At 65.0% G+C, this 16,464-nt stretch carries 17 protein-coding genes; 5 read left to right on the forward strand and 12 right to left on the reverse strand.

Annotated elements, in window-relative coordinates; translation table 11 throughout:
* Window positions 1-5: 5 nt before the first annotated feature.
* Window positions 6-824 carry a glutamate racemase gene (gene murI / locus SAC06_RS07980; protein WP_350257770.1) on the reverse strand — a complete coding sequence of 273 codons (819 nt, stop codon included), beginning with the start codon at window positions 822-824 and terminating at the stop codon, window positions 6-8.
* A gap of 123 nt (window positions 825-947) precedes the next feature.
* Here murI and SAC06_RS07985 point away from each other — a divergent pair, with 123 nt between their 5' ends.
* Window positions 948-2,303, forward strand: a complete 1,356-nt coding sequence (locus SAC06_RS07985) for a nicotinate phosphoribosyltransferase (RefSeq protein ID WP_350257771.1) — start codon at window positions 948-950, stop codon at window positions 2,301-2,303.
* A 25-nt stretch (window positions 2,304-2,328) separates the two neighbouring features.
* On the opposite strand, the gene SAC06_RS07990 is transcribed toward SAC06_RS07985, so the two are convergent.
* The 6 genes from SAC06_RS07990 to SAC06_RS08015 form a co-directional block, all read right to left on the reverse strand.
* A complete protein-coding gene (locus SAC06_RS07990) occupies window positions 2,329-2,601 on the reverse strand; it encodes a DUF3039 domain-containing protein (RefSeq protein ID WP_350257772.1) in 273 nt (90 codons plus the stop codon).
* Between the two features lie 21 nt (window positions 2,602-2,622).
* Window positions 2,623-3,414 (reverse strand): glucosamine-6-phosphate deaminase, encoded by a 792-nt coding sequence (gene nagB, locus SAC06_RS07995; protein WP_350257773.1) that lies wholly within the window; start codon window positions 3,412-3,414, stop codon window positions 2,623-2,625.
* A gap of 231 nt (window positions 3,415-3,645) precedes the next feature.
* Complete coding sequence (locus tag SAC06_RS08000) at window positions 3,646-3,930, reverse strand: HU family DNA-binding protein (protein WP_350257774.1); 285 nt, start codon at window positions 3,928-3,930, stop codon at window positions 3,646-3,648.
* Window positions 3,931-4,213: 283 nt separating this feature from the next.
* Window positions 4,214-5,251, reverse strand: coding sequence for a 4-(cytidine 5'-diphospho)-2-C-methyl-D-erythritol kinase (locus SAC06_RS08005; RefSeq protein WP_350257775.1), 1,038 nt, complete (start codon window positions 5,249-5,251; stop codon window positions 4,214-4,216).
* Entirely contained in the window at window positions 5,244-6,197 is a 954-nt protein-coding gene (rsmA, locus tag SAC06_RS08010) for a 16S rRNA (adenine(1518)-N(6)/adenine(1519)-N(6))-dimethyltransferase RsmA (RefSeq protein ID WP_350257776.1), read from the reverse strand. The genes SAC06_RS08005 and rsmA overlap by 8 nt, the downstream gene beginning before the upstream one ends.
* A gap of 20 nt (window positions 6,198-6,217) precedes the next feature.
* On the reverse strand, window positions 6,218-7,360 hold the full coding sequence (locus SAC06_RS08015; protein ID WP_350257777.1) for a transglycosylase family protein: 1,143 nt from the start codon (window positions 7,358-7,360) through the stop codon (window positions 6,218-6,220).
* Between the two features lie 318 nt (window positions 7,361-7,678).
* On the opposite strand from SAC06_RS08015, the gene SAC06_RS08020 reads away from it, so the two are divergent.
* The 4 genes from SAC06_RS08020 to SAC06_RS08035 are packed head-to-tail and all read left to right on the forward strand — an operon-like array spanning window position 7,679 to window position 11,299.
* Complete coding sequence (locus SAC06_RS08020; protein ID WP_350259179.1) at window positions 7,679-8,722, forward strand: iron ABC transporter permease; 1,044 nt, start codon at window positions 7,679-7,681, stop codon at window positions 8,720-8,722.
* Between the two features lie 2 nt (window positions 8,723-8,724).
* On the forward strand, window positions 8,725-9,783 hold the full coding sequence (locus tag SAC06_RS08025; protein WP_350257778.1) for an ABC transporter substrate-binding protein: 1,059 nt from the start codon (window positions 8,725-8,727) through the stop codon (window positions 9,781-9,783).
* Complete coding sequence (locus SAC06_RS08030; protein WP_350257779.1) at window positions 9,767-10,549, forward strand: heme ABC transporter ATP-binding protein; 783 nt, start codon at window positions 9,767-9,769, stop codon at window positions 10,547-10,549. The genes SAC06_RS08025 and SAC06_RS08030 overlap by 17 nt, the downstream gene beginning before the upstream one ends.
* A gap of 3 nt (window positions 10,550-10,552) precedes the next feature.
* Window positions 10,553-11,299, forward strand: a complete 747-nt coding sequence (locus SAC06_RS08035) for a class I SAM-dependent methyltransferase (protein WP_350257780.1) — start codon at window positions 10,553-10,555, stop codon at window positions 11,297-11,299.
* On the opposite strand, the gene SAC06_RS08040 is transcribed toward SAC06_RS08035, so the two are convergent.
* The 5 genes from SAC06_RS08040 to ureC are packed head-to-tail and all read right to left on the reverse strand — an operon-like array spanning window position 11,296 to window position 16,332.
* Entirely contained in the window at window positions 11,296-12,222 is a 927-nt protein-coding gene (locus tag SAC06_RS08040) for an urea transporter (RefSeq protein WP_350257781.1), read from the reverse strand. The two genes, SAC06_RS08035 and SAC06_RS08040, sit on opposite strands and share 4 nt — an antisense overlap.
* Window positions 12,223-12,275: 53 nt before the next feature.
* Window positions 12,276-13,259 carry an urease accessory protein UreD gene (locus tag SAC06_RS08045; protein WP_350257782.1) on the reverse strand — a complete coding sequence of 328 codons (984 nt, stop codon included), beginning with the start codon at window positions 13,257-13,259 and terminating at the stop codon, window positions 12,276-12,278.
* Complete coding sequence (ureG, locus tag SAC06_RS08050) at window positions 13,256-13,891, reverse strand: urease accessory protein UreG (RefSeq protein ID WP_350257783.1); 636 nt, start codon at window positions 13,889-13,891, stop codon at window positions 13,256-13,258. The genes SAC06_RS08045 and ureG overlap by 4 nt, the downstream gene beginning before the upstream one ends.
* A gap of 11 nt (window positions 13,892-13,902) precedes the next feature.
* Complete coding sequence (locus tag SAC06_RS08055; protein WP_350257784.1) at window positions 13,903-14,607, reverse strand: urease accessory protein UreF; 705 nt, start codon at window positions 14,605-14,607, stop codon at window positions 13,903-13,905.
* A complete protein-coding gene (gene ureC, locus SAC06_RS08060; protein WP_350257785.1) occupies window positions 14,608-16,332 on the reverse strand; it encodes an urease subunit alpha in 1,725 nt (574 codons plus the stop codon). It lies immediately after the preceding gene.
* Window positions 16,333-16,464: the final 132 nt, after the last annotated feature.

Consider the following 16,464-nt stretch of genomic DNA (forward strand, 5'->3'; position numbering starts at 1 on the left):
TGACCTCAAACCGTATTCACCGTGGAGATGTGTTGAACTTCTGGCCCCAGGAAGCGCCGCGCCAAAGCCGAGAACCGGGGCGAATCCTCAGTGGCCAGGAACTGGTAGTCCGCCACCTGCCCGGCCGGCCTGGGATCGTGCAGCAGGTTCAGTTCCATCAGCTTCGAATAGACGGTCTTTGCCGTTGCTTCCGAGGAAGCCACCAGGTTGACCTGCGGGCCCAGCACGTAGGAGATGGCCCCCGTCAGCAACGGGTAGTGGGTGCATCCCAGGATAACCGTGTCCACCCCGTAGTCGATCAGAGGATCCAGGTACCGTTGGGCCACGGCCAGCAGCTCGTCGCCGGTGGTAACCCCGTTTTCGACAAACTCGACGAACCTAGGGCATGCCTGCTGGAACACCTCCAGCCCCGGAACCGCCTGGAGTGCGCGCAGGTAGGCGCCCGACTCGACTGTCGCGGTGGTCCCAATGACCCCAACCTTGCCGTTCCGGGTTTGCGTGGCCGCCTCGCCCGCAGCCGGGGAAATGACCTCCACCACCGGGATTCCCTGGCGGATCCAGTAGCGCTCGTGCGCATCGCTGAGCGCGGCCGCCGTCCCGGTATTGCAGGCAACCACCAGCATTTTGACCCCGCGCGCCACCAGCGCGTCCAACCCGGCAATGGTCAGCTCTCGTACCTCCGCGATCGGGCGCGGGCCGTAGGGGGTGTGGGCGGTGTCGCCCAGGTAGATGATGTCCTCATCGGGCAAATTGTCGATGACAGCGCGCGCGACGGTAAGCCCTCCGAGGCCGGAGTCAAAAATCCCAATCGGCGCATTGTTCATGGTTCTGACCGTAGCGCCCCCATCGACCTTTCGGAACTGGATAGAGCGTGATACCCGACATAACCGCCTGCTCACCCCTGAAACTGTCGACCCTAGTGAGCAATTTCGCGCTACCGTTAACGCATGCCAGCTTCATTTTCCACAGCGATGTTGACGGACAAGTACGAGCTCACCATGGTGGACGCGGCCCTGCATTCCGGGGTGTCCAACCGGCGCTCGATTTTTGAGCTCTTTGGGCGGAAGCTCCCCGCCACTCGCCGATTCGGTGTGGTGGCCGGAACCGGGCGCATTTTGGAGGCGTTGGAACGATTCGAGTTCAGCGAAGACCAGATTCAGTGGCTGGCCGACCAGGGCACCTATTCCCCCCTATTGCTGGATTTCTTGCAGGACTTCCGGTTCCAGGGTGACATTTACGGTTACGCGGAGGGGGAATGCTATTTCCCAGGTTCGCCCCTGCTCACGGTGGAAGGCACGTTTTCGGAATGCACGCTGCTGGAAACGCTGGTGCTCAGCGTCCTGAATCACGACTGCGCGGTGGCTTCGGCCGCTTCCCGGATGACCATTGCCGCCCACGGGCGACCCTGCATCGACATGGGGGCTCGCCGCACCCACGAGCGGGCCGCGGTCTCGGCGGCCCGGGCTGCCGTCATCGGTGGGTTTATCTCCACCTCTGACCTGGAAGCCGGGATCAGGTACGGGATCCCCACGGTGGGAACCTCCGCCCACTCCTTCACCCTGCTGTACGACCGCGAAGAGGATGCGTTTGCCGCCCAGATTGCCCAGCAGGGCACGGGCACCACCCTGCTGGTCGACACCTACTCGATCAGCCAGGGCGTGGAGAACGCGGTGGCGGCGGCTCGCGCCGCTGGCGGTGAGCTGGGGTCGGTGCGCCTGGATTCCGGTGACCTGGTCGCCCACGCCTTCAAAGTCCGCGGGCAGTTGGACTCCCTGGGGGCCACCTCGACCAAGATCGTGGTCACCTCAGACCTGGACGAGTATTCGATCGCGGCCCTGGGGGCGGCCCCGGTCGACATTTACGGCGTTGGTACCAAGCTGGTGACCGGCTCGGGCGTCCCCACTGCCGCGCTGGTTTACAAGCTGGTGGCCCGGGAGAACGAAGCCGGGCAGATGATCGGGGTCGCCAAGCGCTCGGAATCGAAGAGCACCGTGGCGGGCCGGAAAGTCGCGGGTCGGCGCTACGACGAGGACGGCTACGCCTCCGAGGAAGTCCTGGTGGCGGGCGCGGACTGGGCTCAGACCCAGGAGCAGTTGCGCGAGCTGGGGATGCGCCCCCTGCAGCAGCCGCTCGTGCTGGGCGGGGAGATCAACTCTGACCTGTGGTCGGCCGAAGCGGTTTTGGCCGCTCAGGAGCTGCACCGGCGGGCCCGAAACGAGCTGCCCTACGCCGCCTGGCGCCTGTCCGAGGGCGAAGCCGCAGTTCCCACCCGCTACTACGAAACTGGGGAGCTCACCAAGTGAACTCCCCAGTTGTCAGCGGCTAACCCTAGTCTTTGAACGGCCAGGACGGCCCCTGTTTGCCCATTTCGTCCCGCAGCTGCTTGCAGCGCGGGCAGACCGGGTAGTTCTTCGCGTCGCGGGTGGGAACCCAGACTTTTCCGCACAGAGCCACCACCGCTTGGCCCGTAACCGCTGACCGGTTGGCCCGGTCCCGACGCACATAGTGCGCATAGCGGTCACCGTTACCCGAACCTTGGTCCGGTTTGACCTGGGTCTGCTCCAGAACGTCGAGGCTTCCCCCGCGCTGCGGCTCAGTCATCGTCTGTTCCCCTTTGATTGCCTACCGATCGGCCCATTCGGTCCGCAGGTAACCCTCCCAGGTGGCCTGCAGGTGTTCACGACCTTCGAGCTTAGAGGCGGCCGCCTCATCCAGCAAGACAATTGCCTCATTGTGGAACTGCATGATGGTGGCGGGCCAGTGGGCCGAAACCGGGCCCTCAACCAGCTCGCGAACCGCGTCGGCCTTGCCGGCCCCGGTCACAACCATGATCAGCTCGCGCGCGTCCATGATGGTGCCCAAGCCCTGGGTGATGCAGGCGGTCGGCACCTGGTTGATATCGCCGTCGAAGAAGCGCGAGTTGTCCACGCGGGTTTGCTCGGTCAGGAACCCGAGGTGGGTGCGGGAGGTCAGCGAGCCACCCGGCTCGTTGAACCCGATGTGCCCGTCGGAGCCGATCCCCAAAATCTGGATGTCGACCCCGCCGGCCGCCTTGATCGCCTCGTCGTACTCCTTGGCGGCTGCCACCGAGTCGGCTGCCTGCCCGTTGGGGGCGTGCACGGTTCCGGGGGCAAAGTCGACCTGGCCGGTGAACTCACGCTCAATGAAGTTGCGGTACCCCTCCGGGTGATCGGCGGGCAGACCCACGTACTCATCCAGGCAGAAGGCCTTGGCTTCGGCGAAGGAGATCTCCCCCGCCTGCTGCAGGCGAATCAGTTCCTGGTAGAGCGGCAGCGGCGAGGAGCCGGTAGCCAATCCAATCACCGCGTTCGGCTTGCGACGCAAAACCCGCGCTACCCGCTGGGCGGCTACTGCCCCGATCTCTTCTTCACTGCCAAGAACTGCAACCTGCATGAGTCGATCCCTTCATTGAGGTCAAAATTGAGCTTCCGGGATCATTCTACGCTGTCTCAGAGCGGCCAGGTTGGGCCGTTTTTCCGGTGGGATGGCCGTCGCAGCCACCGGTCGGCTACCGGTAACCCACCGGCCCAAACGACCCAACAGCCAGGCAACCAAACGGGGATCATCCAAATGGATGATCCCCGTGTCAAGTCTGGGAAGGGGTCTAGTTCCTCCCCCGAAGCACTACTTGTTAGAGACGGCCTTCTTCAGGGTGGAGCCAGCGGTCAGCTTCACGCCGTAGCCTGCCGGGATCTGAATCTCTTCGCCGGTGCGGGGGTTGCGGCCGGTGCGGGCGGCGCGCTCAACACGCTCCACCGACATCAGGCCGGTCACCTTGACGGCTTCACCCTTGGACAGGGAGTCGATCAGCACCTCCTGGAAGGCGCCCAGAGCAGCGTCAGCCTGCGTCTTGGTCAGGCCCGCGCGGTCGGCGATGGCGGCGACAATCTCAGTACGATTCATGGACATGTAAGGACCTCTTCCATTCTTGCAATAGAGCACCACTTGAGTGGCTAGGAAAACCCTACGAAAGAGTTGGCCACTTGTCAGCTTCGGCGCGCCGATTCTGCGTCATACTGCCAGAAAGTCTGCGCCGGGCCGTTGACAGATGCCCGCGGTTGGTGCCATACTTGGCCGCCCGGCCTCAGAACCGTCAAAACCCCCGGTTTTGCAACGATTTCGCGAGTTTTCGCACATCTGGCCGCGCCGGGGCGCTTCCCGGAAAACCTCGTCGCACAAATGTGAGAAGAGTCTACAAACTGCCTGATCTGGCCGTTTCGGTCCAAACTGGCAGTTCGGCGGCGGTTTGAGCAGCTCCCACCGCTCCCCCGACGACGGTTGCACCCAGCAGATCAGAGGTCGCCCATTGGGCCTCTGCCTGCCACGCCTCGGCCACCCGGACCGCCTCCTCGTGACTGGCGCATAGCGCCGCGACGGTCGGTCCCGACCCGGACACCACCCAGGCGGTGGCTCCCAGTGAAAGCGCCTGCTGCCCGGCCTGGGCCAACTCGGGACGAAGCGAGAGCGCGGTCGCCTGCAACTCGTTGTCCAGCAGTGGGCCCAGTTCCCCCGCCGGCCCGGTCAGGGCCCGAGCCCGGTCCAGGTAGTCCGAGGCGGAGGGCAGCTCTTCGGCACCCAGCCCCAGCTCGTCAAATCGTCGGAACACGGCCGGGGTCGACAGCCCGACCCGGAAGAAGGCCAGCGCCCACCAGTGGATGGGCTGGGCTGGGGCCGGCGCCACGGTCAGCAACCGGTCGCCGCGATCGTCCCCTACCGACCAGTTTCCCCGTAGGCAGGCGGGCACGTCCGCGCCCAGGCGCCGCCCCAACGCCTCCAGTTGTTCCAGGCCCAGTCCCAGGTCCCACAGATCGTTGACGGCCACCAGGGTGGCGGCAGCGTCCGCCGATCCACCCGCCATCCCCCCGGCCGCCGGAATCGTTTTGTGCACCGTGAGTGACAATCCGGCCGCGGTAGCCCCCCAGCGGGCCGCCACCAGCGGCTGGAGGACCTTGGCTGCCCGCACGGCCAGGTGCTGTTCTGGCGGCAGCTGGGCAAGCGCCCCGGTGGCGACGGGGTCCAGGGCGGGGGCTCCAACCCCGTCCACGCTGGGCCGGTAGGCCAGGGTGCGAACGGACACCCCGGGGGCCCGCTGGGTCCTGGCTTGGACGTACTCCCACAGGTTGACCGCTTCAAACACGGTCAGCAGGGGGTGGTAGTGATCGGGTCCCGGTCGGGCGACCTTCAGCACCAGGTTCACTTTCGCCGGGGCTTGGCCAATCGCCTCACGCATCCTGGCGCCCCCGTTCGCGGGCGGCGGCCAACAGCGGAGCCTCGCTCACCGACATGGTCAGGCTGGCCCGTCCCAACTGGACAAAGTCATCGATGCTCAAAGTCTCAGCGCGCCGGGTGGGGTCAATCTGAGCCCGCTCAAGCAGCGCGTTTACCTCTTCGGCCGAGTCGACCCAGGAACGCAGCGCTGCCCGCAGCATTTTCCGCCGCTGGGCAAAGGCCGCGTCGACCAGGGCAAAAGTGGCTTGGCGCAGGGATTCGTCCCCGCGCGGCTCGGCAAAAAGCTGCACGTCCACCAGGGCGGAGTCCACGTTCGGCGCCGGCCAGAACACGGTCCGACCCACGGAGCCGGCCCGTTTGGCCTGCCCGTACCAGGCCACCTTCACCGAGGGAACCCCGTAAGTTTTCGAGCCGGGGCCCGCCACCAGCCGGTCAGCCACCTCGGCCTGGACCATCACCAGCGAGGATTCGAGGGTGGGCAGCAGAGCCAGGAAATGCAGCAGGATCGGCACCGCCACGTTGTAGGGCAAATTGGCGACCAGGCGTCGCGGGGGTGCCCACCCCGGCGCGCATTCGGCCCAACTCTGCACGGTCAGGGCGTCGGCCTGGTAGACCACCAGGTCGTCAGCCCGGTCCGGCTGGAGTTCCGCCACGGTTTTGGGCAGTTGTTCCGCCAGCGTCGGGTCAATTTCGACCGCGCACACCCGGGCTTGCGCTCCGAGCAAACCGAGGGTCAACGATCCCAGGCCGGGACCGACCTCCAACACAATGTCGCCGGGGTCGATCTGGGCCGAAGCGACGATTCGGCGAACGGTCCCGCCGTCGTGCAGGAAGTTTTGTCCGAGTTTTTTGGTGGGGCTCACGCCCAGGGCGGCGCTGATCTCGCGGATCGCGACCGGCCCCAGGAGCGGCCCGTATTTCGGGGGGAGGTTACCTTCAGTTTCCATCAACCCCCAGGTTACCGTCTTTAGAGCAAACCGAGGCTAGCGGCGCAGGCGGGCCACTGGCCCCAGCCGGAACGCTGCTGCAGAATTTGTGCCCGCTGGGTTTGCTCGGCCGCGGAGGCATCCGACGGCAGGCCTACCCCGCCCACCGACTGCCAGGTCCCCAGCGAGAACTGGTACAGACCGTAGTAGCCGTTGCCGGTGTTGGCCGCCGGGTTCCCCCCGGATTCGCACTGGGCCAGCGCGGCCCAGACGTCGCCGTTGGAGACCTGGACGCCAGAGACATCCGTGCCGGCGGCGCCGGTCGCGGCGCTCACGGTCGGCGCGGGTTCCTTGGTGCCAACCGCGACCACCTGGGCCACCGGCTGGACCGAGACAACGTTGGATAGGACGGCCGAAACGCGGGGCTTACCGGCCACCACCTGCTCGTAGGTCCGGATGACGCGCAGACCGTTCTGGCCGACCTGGGTCACCTCTTCCACACCCTGTTCCAGTTCGGGATCATCAACGTACTGAACCTCGAAGGGAATGTCTTCCTTCTTCGAGGTGATCTTCCTGGTCTCGGTGGTGACCTCAATCGCGAGGCCCTGCTCACCCGGGACCGCAAAAATGCTGTCCATCGGGCTGGCGTCCACCCCGGCCGCCTGCAGAATCTGCCCGACGGTCTCTCCGCCTCGGGTCGGAACCTGCTGCTCTTTGCCGTTAACGCGAACGGTCACCTCGCGAGCGGCCTGCGTCAGGGGCAGGGCGGTGCGGGTGACCGAGCGGGACACGGTGATTGCCTCCACCGGTTTGTCCGAATTCAGTTCGTCGTAGATGTCGTCCAGGGAGACCCCGGCGGCCCAGTGCACGTCCGTCCCGTCAGTTGACCGAACGGTAAACGGTTGGGCCCGCTCGACCGAGATGGTCGCACCGTCATCCAGTTTTGACTGGAGTCCCGGTTCCACCTGGTCGTATTCATCAAGGTTAATCTCAGCTGCGGTCAGGACGGAGGACACGTCCGGGTAGAACCCGCTCACGATCCTCTCCACTCCATCAACTCGCAAGGTCACCGTGTGGTGCGCCTGGCTCACCCCCACTCCAGCCACTGCCAGCACTCCCACGGAGGCGGCTGCGGCGGTGGTGATTACTGCTCGGCGATTCATCTTCAAAAGGAAACTCCCCATTTGGTGACAATGCCTCGGGTGACACTGCCGTTTCGCGCCCAGACTAGTAGCTTTCGCCAAAGATTTACACCGAAACGCGAGAAAGCTCACGGACGTGCAGTGGTCCAGGCCACACCGTCGGGCCCGGAAAGTTCTGGAAACCGGGCCAAATTGGCCCCTTCCAGTTGCGCGGGGAAAATACCGGACCTAACATGAAGAAGCTTCAATGGAATAAAGGGCCTATTGATACGTTTAAATTAGGAATGAAAGGGCAGGGTGACGCTGAGCATGACCATCGAGCAACCCGCCCAAACCACTGACCTACTAGGCGAAAGACGGATGCGCCGCCGGGCGATCTGGTGGACTGTCGGGCTGTTTTGCGCCCTACTTGTAACTATCGTCTTGGCCATTGGAATAGGCCCGGTCTTTATCACTGCTCCGCAAAGTCTGTCCATTATTTGGCAGAACTTATTCCATTCCCCGGTCCCGTTCCTGGACGCCCAGTGGAGCGAGGCGAACGAGGCCATCATCTGGTCGGTCCGGGTACCCCGGGTCCTGCTGGGCTGCGCGGTGGGGGCGGGATTATCACTAGTTGGCACCGCACTGCAGGCGATCGTTCGAAACATGCTGGCCGACCCCTACATCCTGGGGATCTCCGGCGGGGCCTCCACCGGCGCGGCGGCCGCAATTCTGTTCGGGGTCGGGTCCTTCTTTGGGCAACAGGCCCTCCCCGCCTCCGCTTTCATCGGGGCGATGGCCGCCTCGCTGCTGGTGTTCTTCATCGCCAAGTCGGGTGGGGCTGTCACCTCCCTGCGTCTGCTCCTGGCCGGGGTGGCGGTCGGGTACGCCCTCTCCGCCACCACCTCGTTCCTTATCTTTATGTCCGACTCGGCCGAAGGCTCCCGCTCGGTCATGTTCTGGCTGCTCGGTTCCCTGGCGTTGGCCCGCTGGGATCTGGTGCTGGCGATTGTGATCGTGGTCGTGGCCCTCACCGTGGTCTTCCTTCTGACTTGGAGCCGGCGCCTGGACGCGCTGGCAGCCGGCGACACCACCGCCCTTACCCTGGGGATCTCCCCGAACCGCACCCGAATCGAAATGCTCGTGGTCGTCTCCCTCTGCACCGGCGCGGTGGTGGCCGCCTCCGGAGCCATCGGCTTCGTGGGCCTGGTGGTCCCCCACTTTGCCCGCCGCCTGGTGGGGGCCACGCACCGGCGGCTGCTGCCGGTGGCCGCCATCTTGGGGGCTCTGCTGCTGGTCTGGGCCGATGTCGCCGCCCGAACCCTGCTGCAACCCCGGGAACTCCCGATCGGCATCATCACCTCGCTGATCGGAGCTCCATTCCTGCTTATCTTGGTCAAGCGAATGTACCCACAGGAAGTGTAATCATGACGAAAAAACTCTCATATCTGGCTGTTCCCGCGGTGGCCGCCCTCGCGGCCCTCACCCTGGCCTCCTGCGCCACCGCCAACCCTGCCCAGTCGGGCACCCAGTCAGCCCCGGAGGCCAACTCCGACACTTCCGCCACCGACGGAGCCGAACACACCAAGTACCCGCTGACCCTGCAGAACTGCGGGGAAGACGTCACCTTCGATCAGGCTCCCAGCCGGGTGGTACTGCTGGAAAGCGCTCCGGTCACCGGCCTGGATGGCATCGGCGTCCTGGACCGGGTGATCTCGCTGGCAGGGAACTTCCCACCGGAGTACTACTCGAAGGAGATTCAGGACCAGTTGGCCCAGATTCCCCTGCTGTCTGACGATCTGAACGCCTCCGGTCACCTCCAGATCTCCCAGGAAGTGGTTATCGCCCAGGAACCGGATCTGGTGATGGGTATGCCCGACGGCATCACCCGGGCCGGGATGAAGGATGCGGGCGCAAACGTGCTGGTGCAGAACGTGTTCTGCGAGGGCAACCAGCAACCCGCCACCTGGGACACCCTTTACGACCAGCTGAAGGAATACGGTCAGGTGTTTGACCGCAACGCCGAGGCGGACGAGCTGATTGCCTCACTCAAGGATCGGGTCGCCCAGATGGAAGCCAAGACCAAAGATGCTCCGCCGCGCACGGCTGCGGTCCTGTACCCGTCGATTGGGGGCGGGCCCGTCTACACCTACGGCACCCTCTCGATGGCCGAGCCCCAACTGGAAGCTGCGGGATTCAAAAACGTATTTGACGACGTGAACGAGCGGGTTTTCGAAGTCTCAGCGGAGGAACTGATTGAGCGCAACCCCGACGTGCTGATCCTGCTCTACCAGGGTGACCTGGCCGGGATCAAAGAAGAAGTGGTGAACCTGCCCGGCATCAGCGCGGTCAACGCGGTCAAGAACGACGCCATCTTGCCGCTCCTGTTCAACTTCACCGAGCCGGCCACGCCGCTGACCGTGGACGGGCTGGAGCAGATCGTGGAGCGCTTCGGAACGGGAATCCCCGGTGCTCAAAGCAACTAATCTCTCGTTCAGCTACGGTCAAAAGCGGGTCCTCAACGAGGTCTCGCTGACCGTCAACGACGGAGAGATCGTCGGGCTGATCGGCCCGAACGGCAGCGGGAAAACCACCCTGCTGCGCTGCCTGTACGGCGCCCTGCGTCCCGACACCGGCCAGGTGGAGGTTGACGGGCAGCGGCTCAGTTCGCTGAGGCAGATGCAGATCGCCCAGCGGATCGCGGTCGTGGTGCAGGAGGTGAGTCGCGACCTACCGTTGACAGTGGCAGACGTGGTTCTGATGGGCCGTACCCCCCACCACCGGCCGTTCCAGCGGCAAACTGAGACCGACTGGGAAATCGCCACCGACGCCCTGGTGCAGGTGGGCGCGCTCGACCTGGCTCAGCGCCAGTTCTCTTCGCTTTCCGGCGGTGAGAAACAGCGGGTGCTGATCGCCCGCGGCCTGACGCAGCAGTGCCCTTACCTGCTGCTGGACGAGCCGACCAACCACCTCGACATCCACTACCAGCACGAGGTGCTCCGCCTGGTCCAGCAGCTGGCCCCCACCTCGGTGGTGGTGCTGCACGATCTGAACTTGGCGGCCCAGTATTGCGACCGGCTGGTGCTGCTCGACCGGGGGGAAATGGTGGCCTACGGGACCCCCTCCGAGGTGCTGCGCCCCGAGTTGCTGGAGCTGATCTACCTGGTCAAGATGGAGATGGTGACCAATCGGAACGAGGACTTGCAGCTCCTCTTCACCCACCGCGACTCGGCCCAGCCGCAGGAGGACTAACCCGTGGATCAGATTCAGCCGGCCCTCAACCAGTACTGGTCCGCCCGCGCCCAGGCGTACGACTCTTCCCAGCTTGAGCGAATGCAGGTGGACGAGGTGGCGGAAGCTTGGCACCAGATTCTGCGCCAAAATTTGGGCGAGGCGGCCCCCGGCGAACCCGGCGGGCTGGACGTGCTCGACGTGCTCGACGTTGGCACCGGGCCGGGCAACTTCGCCTATCTGGCCGCCAGCTTGGGGCACCGGGTGACCGGGATCGACCTGGCTGACGGGATGCTGGCTGAGGCCCGGGCCAAGGCCGACTCCACCTCGAACCCGCCGAAGTTCCACCGGGCTGACGCGGTCAATCCGCCCTTCCCCCCGACCAGTTTTGACGCAATTACCGCCCGCTATTTCCTCTGGACTTTGCGCGAGCCGGCCACCGCACTGGCCAACTGGTTCCAGCTCCTGCGCACGGGCGGGCGCCTGCTGATCGTCGACTCGCTCTGGTACCCAAACGGGGTCGACTCGGGCCCCCAAACGGAGGGGTTCCGCAGCTCCTACACCCCGGAGGTACTGGCCGAGCTTCCCCTCGCCCAGGTTCAGTCCCACCGGGACCTGCTGGACCTGCTCGCGGCGGCCGGCTTCGTCGACGTGTCGCTGACCGACCTGCCCGAGCTACTTGAACTTGAACAGCGCCACGGGGTGGCTCCCGGCCATTTCCCGCAGATGCAGCAGCTGATCTTGGCGCGAAAGCCCGCGGCCACCAGCTAGGTGCGTTTGAGGCCCCCCAGGAAGTGGGCCACGATCAGCGCCACCCAGGTCGTCAGAATGTAGGGCCAGGTGTAGGTCATCAGCCCGGCCCGCTCCATCATGACCGTCACCACCGCCGTCACCACAATCCACGGCAAAGCGTAGAGCCACGAGGCGCGGGAAGACTTCAGGAACACGCTGGTCAAGGCGATGGCGGTCAGGACGCCGGAATAGCCGATCAGCCCGTTGCCAACCCGGGAAATATCTTCCCCCATCCCCAGGTTCACCAAGGTGCCGAGCACCGATCCAAGGACGGCCGCCGCCCCCACGCGCCACCCCGCCACGAACAGGGCAACCAAGATCAGCGCGCCCGACCAGAGGTTGTCGATCAGCACCACCTGGGAGACGTTGGTCAAAATGGAGGAGCCGAAGGAGAGCCACACCTGGTCGAACTTGGGCGAGGCGGCCGCGGGCAGGTCCAGGGACCTGGTCGAAACCACCGCCACTGTCGCCACCAGGCAAAATGGCGCAGTGGTGTAGGGCAGTTCAAAGCGAGAGAGGCCGGTTCGGGTGAACAGCCAGTTGATCACCCAGGTGACCGGCCCGGTGGCGAGGCCGCCCACGGCGGTCAGCGCCCAGGGCTGCCAGGTGCCGGCCCCAAGGGCGGTGAAGACGGCGGCTCCCACCAGCGCCCCACAAAACGACTGCATCCCCAGGTGCACACTAGACAGCGGAAAGCGGCAGAGGAAGCCTCCGACCGCACCGAACAGGGCCCCGACCAGGGCGAGAAGAGCCATCCGCCAATCAGCCACCGCAAAGGCTGCCAGGATAATTAGGGCGCTGAAGGTGTTGGTCTGAAAGAAGATCTGGGAAAACCCGCGAGCCCACCCCTCACTCCACTGCTGGGCGGGGCTCGGGGCCGCCGAAGTTGTCGTTGTCGTCATCTTGGTCCCTCTCAGTTGGGACGGGGCCGGGCCCACCCGGGCTCTCGGCCGCTTTACTTTTGGGCGGGGGGCAGCTCGGTTCCCAGCAGCAGCTGGTGGACTTCCTCCAGCAGGACTCGCGCTGCCGCCAGCGACACCACCGTGTCATTTGTGACCAGGCGCAGCCAGGCGCCGGCGCTGCCGGTGGGGTTGACCCCGGGCAGGGTGCTGGCCGCGAACTGGCAGCTCTCGTCTTCGTAATAGTTGACCACCCAGGTGGCCGACTCGTGCAGCAGGTCGGCCAACTCGGTGGCTTTCACCTGGGGGGTGACCACGTACATCGTGTGGACGACCGCTCGCCCCCCGAACACGCCCAGACCGTCGACCGGGCGGACGCTGGGAACCAGCCGAGCCCGATCGCAGGCAAACAGGGTGGGTCCGGGGGCGGACAGCTCCAGGTCGGAGGCGTACACGTCGTAGTCGTGCAGTTCCCCGCGGGAGATCCGGCCGGCGTAGATGGTCTCGTCCATCACCAGGGTGGCGCTGGGGTCCACTTCGGCGCGAACGCGCTGATAGTAGCGGGACCCCTTGAACAGGATGATTGGGTCGGGCACGTACTCAACGTAGGCGCCCTCCCCGACCGTCAGGTTCACCTGGGCCGTGGCGTAGTTGTTGTCCATCTCGTACACCTTGGTGTGCGACTGGCTGGTCACGTGAGCCCGGGTGCCGGGGCCAAAGTTCAGGTCGGTGCGAAGCCGGTCACCCTGCACCACCCCGCCGCCCATGTCGACCGTGTAGAGGTAGGGCATCCCCGGTTGGGCCGGGTCGTAGTAGTGGGGGCGAACGATCTTCAGCGGCGCCTTTTGGTAGTGGTGAACCAGTTCGGTGCGCCCCTGCTCCCCCCGCTGGGCGAAGTCGAGCTCAAGGACCCCCACTTTGCCCGGACTGCCCACGGGCAGACCCATTCCACTCTGCATGAAATCGGTCATTTCCCGCGGCAGGGTCGGGACCTCAAAGTGGTCAGGCTGAAGCCGGTAACCCCCGTAAAACGAGGTCATCCGGCCAGTTCCTCCTGCTGGGCATCCCACTGACGGATGATCTCGTCGAACAGTTCACGCACCCCAACTCCCTCCAGCGAGTTCGTCAGGATCACCGGCTTGCCGTCGCGCACGCGGTGAGCGTCACTCTCCATCACGTCCAGGTTCGTCCGGACGTACTGGGCAATGTCGATCTTGTTGATCACCAGAATGTCCGATTCGGTCACGCCGGGTCCGCGCTTGCGCGGCATCTTTTCCCCTTCCGAGGTGTCCAGCACGAAGACGAACAGGTCCACCAGCGCCGGAGAGAACGTCAGGGTCAGGTTGTCGCCGCCCGACTCGTAAATCAGGGTGTCGACGTCGGGGAACTTCTCCAGCATCTCCTCGCCCGCCGCCAGGTTCATGGTCGGGTCGTCGCGCACGGCCGTGTGGGGGCAGGCACCAGTTTCCACCCCGATCACCCGGTCCGGATCCAGAATCCCGGCCAGTTCGCGGCGCACGTGGTGGGCGTCCTCCTGGGTGTAGATGTCGTTGGTGATCACCGCGGGACTGCGACCGGCCTCAATGAAGATCGGGACCAGCGCTTCCGCCAGCGCCGTCTTGCCCGACCCAACCGGACCGCCAATGCCGATCCGCAAAACCTTTTCAACCATGATGCTTCCTTTCAAGAGGTAAACAGACGTGCTTCTGCACGTTCATGCTGGCCGGAGGCGATGTCACCCAGCGGGACAAACCCACCCACTTCTTCCAGCGGGGTCTGGCAGGCGGTGCGGGTGGCCTCCTCGATCACCGGGGCCACCTGTGCCAGCATCACCTGGCTGGTCCGGTGGTCCACCAGGCGCAGGCGCAGGGCCGCTCCCGCGTAGCTGGCACTGAAAGCGAAGATGTCCGCCGCCACCGCCTCCTCCACGCTGACGCCCAGGGCCGCGTTGATCACGCCGGTGACCACCGGCTGGCAGCCGGGGGTCTGACCGGATCGAATCAGGTCGTCCCAGTGGGCGATGGCCGGCTCGGCAAAAGTCAGGCTCGCGATCGAGGCGACTTGGCGGCCCGACCGGCGCGAGGCGAGCCGCAGTTCCGCGTTCAACTTGGACGCGTACAGGTGCCGATCCACCGCGGATACCCGCTCCCAATCCTGCTCGGTGGCGGCCCGGTGAGCTAGAGCCAGGGCAGCCCCATCCCCGGGTGCCACCGAGTGCCGAAGCAGGTCGACCAGCAGGTCCTGCACCGTGGTGGCGTCAACCAGCTTGGCCTGGTGGTATCCCTCCAGGCCGTGCGACATGGTGTAGAAGCCACTGGGGAAGGCCGAGTCGGTCAGCTGCAGGCTCACCAGCAGCTGACCGAGACGGCGTTGGACGTCGGGTTCCATCTAGACGATGAAGTAGAGCTGGGTCAGCGGCAGCTTGGTCGCGGGCTCAATGTGGGCCCACTTGCCGTTGATGCTCACGTGGTAGGTTTCCGGGTTGACCGTAATTTCGGGCAGGGCGTCGTTCAGGACCATGTCCTTCTTCCCCACCGTCCGGGTCCGGCGCACCGGATACACCTGCGACTGGAGCCCCAGCTGCTCGGGCACACCTCGATCGATGGCTGCCTGCGACATGAAGGTCGCGCGGGTAGCCGTCATGGTCGAGCCGAACTGAGCGAACATGGGACGGTAGTAGACCGGCTCCGGGGTGGTCAGGGAGGCGTTCGGATCTCCCATCAGGGCCCAGGAAATTACCCCACCCTTGATCACCATCTTCGGCTTGGCCGCGAACGAGTCGATGGGCCACAGGACAATATCGGCCAGCTTGCCCGGTTCCAGGGACCCAACGTAGTCGCTGATCCCCTGGGCGATCGCCGGGTTGATGGTCACCTTGGCCAGGTACCGCAGGACGCGGAAGTTGTCGTTGCCCTCGTTGTCCTCCGGCAGCGGGCCGCGCTCGTCCTTGCAGTGCGAGGCGGTCTGGAAGGCTCGGGTAACCGTTTCCCCTACCCGGCCCATGGCCTGGGAGTCCGAGGACATCATCGAGATGATTCCCTCGTCCTGGAAGACGGTCTCAGCGGAAATGGTTTCCGCCCGGATCCGCGAGTCCGCGAAGGCCACATCTACCGGCGAGTTCGGGTCCAGGTGGTGGCAGACCATGGTCATGTCGTGCAGTTCGTCGACCGAGTTGACCGTGTACGGCAGGGTTGGGTTGGTCGAGGAGGGAAGCACGTTCGGGGAGCCGGCCAACTTGATAATGTCGGGCGCGTGGCCACCGCCCGCACCTTCCGTGTGGTAGGAGTGGATGGCCCGCCCATCGATGGCCGAGATCGTGTCCTCCACGTAGCCGGCCTCGTTGAGCGAGTCGGCGTGCAGGGAAATCTGCACGTCATACTGGTCCGCCACCCGAAGGGCATTGTCGATCACCGACGGCGGTACCCCCCAGTCTTCGTGGATCTTCAGAGAGGCAGCCCCGGCTTCGATTTGCTCCACCAACGCCTCGGGTTGAGAACTGTTGCCCTTCCCGTGGATGCCGATATTAACCGGCACCCCTTCAAAGGAGCGCAGGAGCTGCTGAATGTACCAGCCACCCGGCGTGCAGGTGGTGCCGTTGGTGCCGTCGGAAGGACCGGTGCCCCCACCCCACAGGGTGGTGATCCCGTTGGAAAGGGCCTCGTAGGCCTGCTTCGGAGCCGTGAAGTGCACGTGGGTGTCAATCGCCCCAGCGGTGGCAATCAGATGCTCGCCAGAGATGACCTCAGTTCCGGGCCCAACCAGCAGACGCGGATCCACATTGTCCTGCAACTGCGGGTTGCCCGACTTGCCGATCCCCACGATCTTGCCGTCGCGAACGCCAATGTCACCCTTGACGACCCCAATCATCGGGTCAATCACGATGGCGTTGGTGATGACCAGGTCCAGGGAACCTTGCGAGCGGGAGGCCTGCGGATCCTGGCCCATCCCGTCGCGCGCCGACTTACCACCGCCGTAAACAATTTCGTCCCCGTAGGAGCCGGCTGAGAAGTCTTTCTCCACCTCAATGAACAGGCTGGTGTCAGCCAGACGCACCTTGTCGCCGACGGTGGGGCCGTACAGTCCGGCGTACTCTGCCCGAGAAATAATAGCCATGGTTACTTCCCTTCCTTTTGTTCGCGTCGACGTTCAGCGCGCTTTTCGTTTTCCTCTTTGCGCTTCTTGTCCGCCGCGGAGAAGGGCGAGACGACGCCGACCTTGCGGTGATCCACCCCGTGGCCAAAGCCC

The organism is Scrofimicrobium sp. R131, assembly GCF_040256745.1.
GTDB lineage: Bacteria > Actinomycetota > Actinomycetes > Actinomycetales > Actinomycetaceae > Scrofimicrobium > Scrofimicrobium appendicitidis.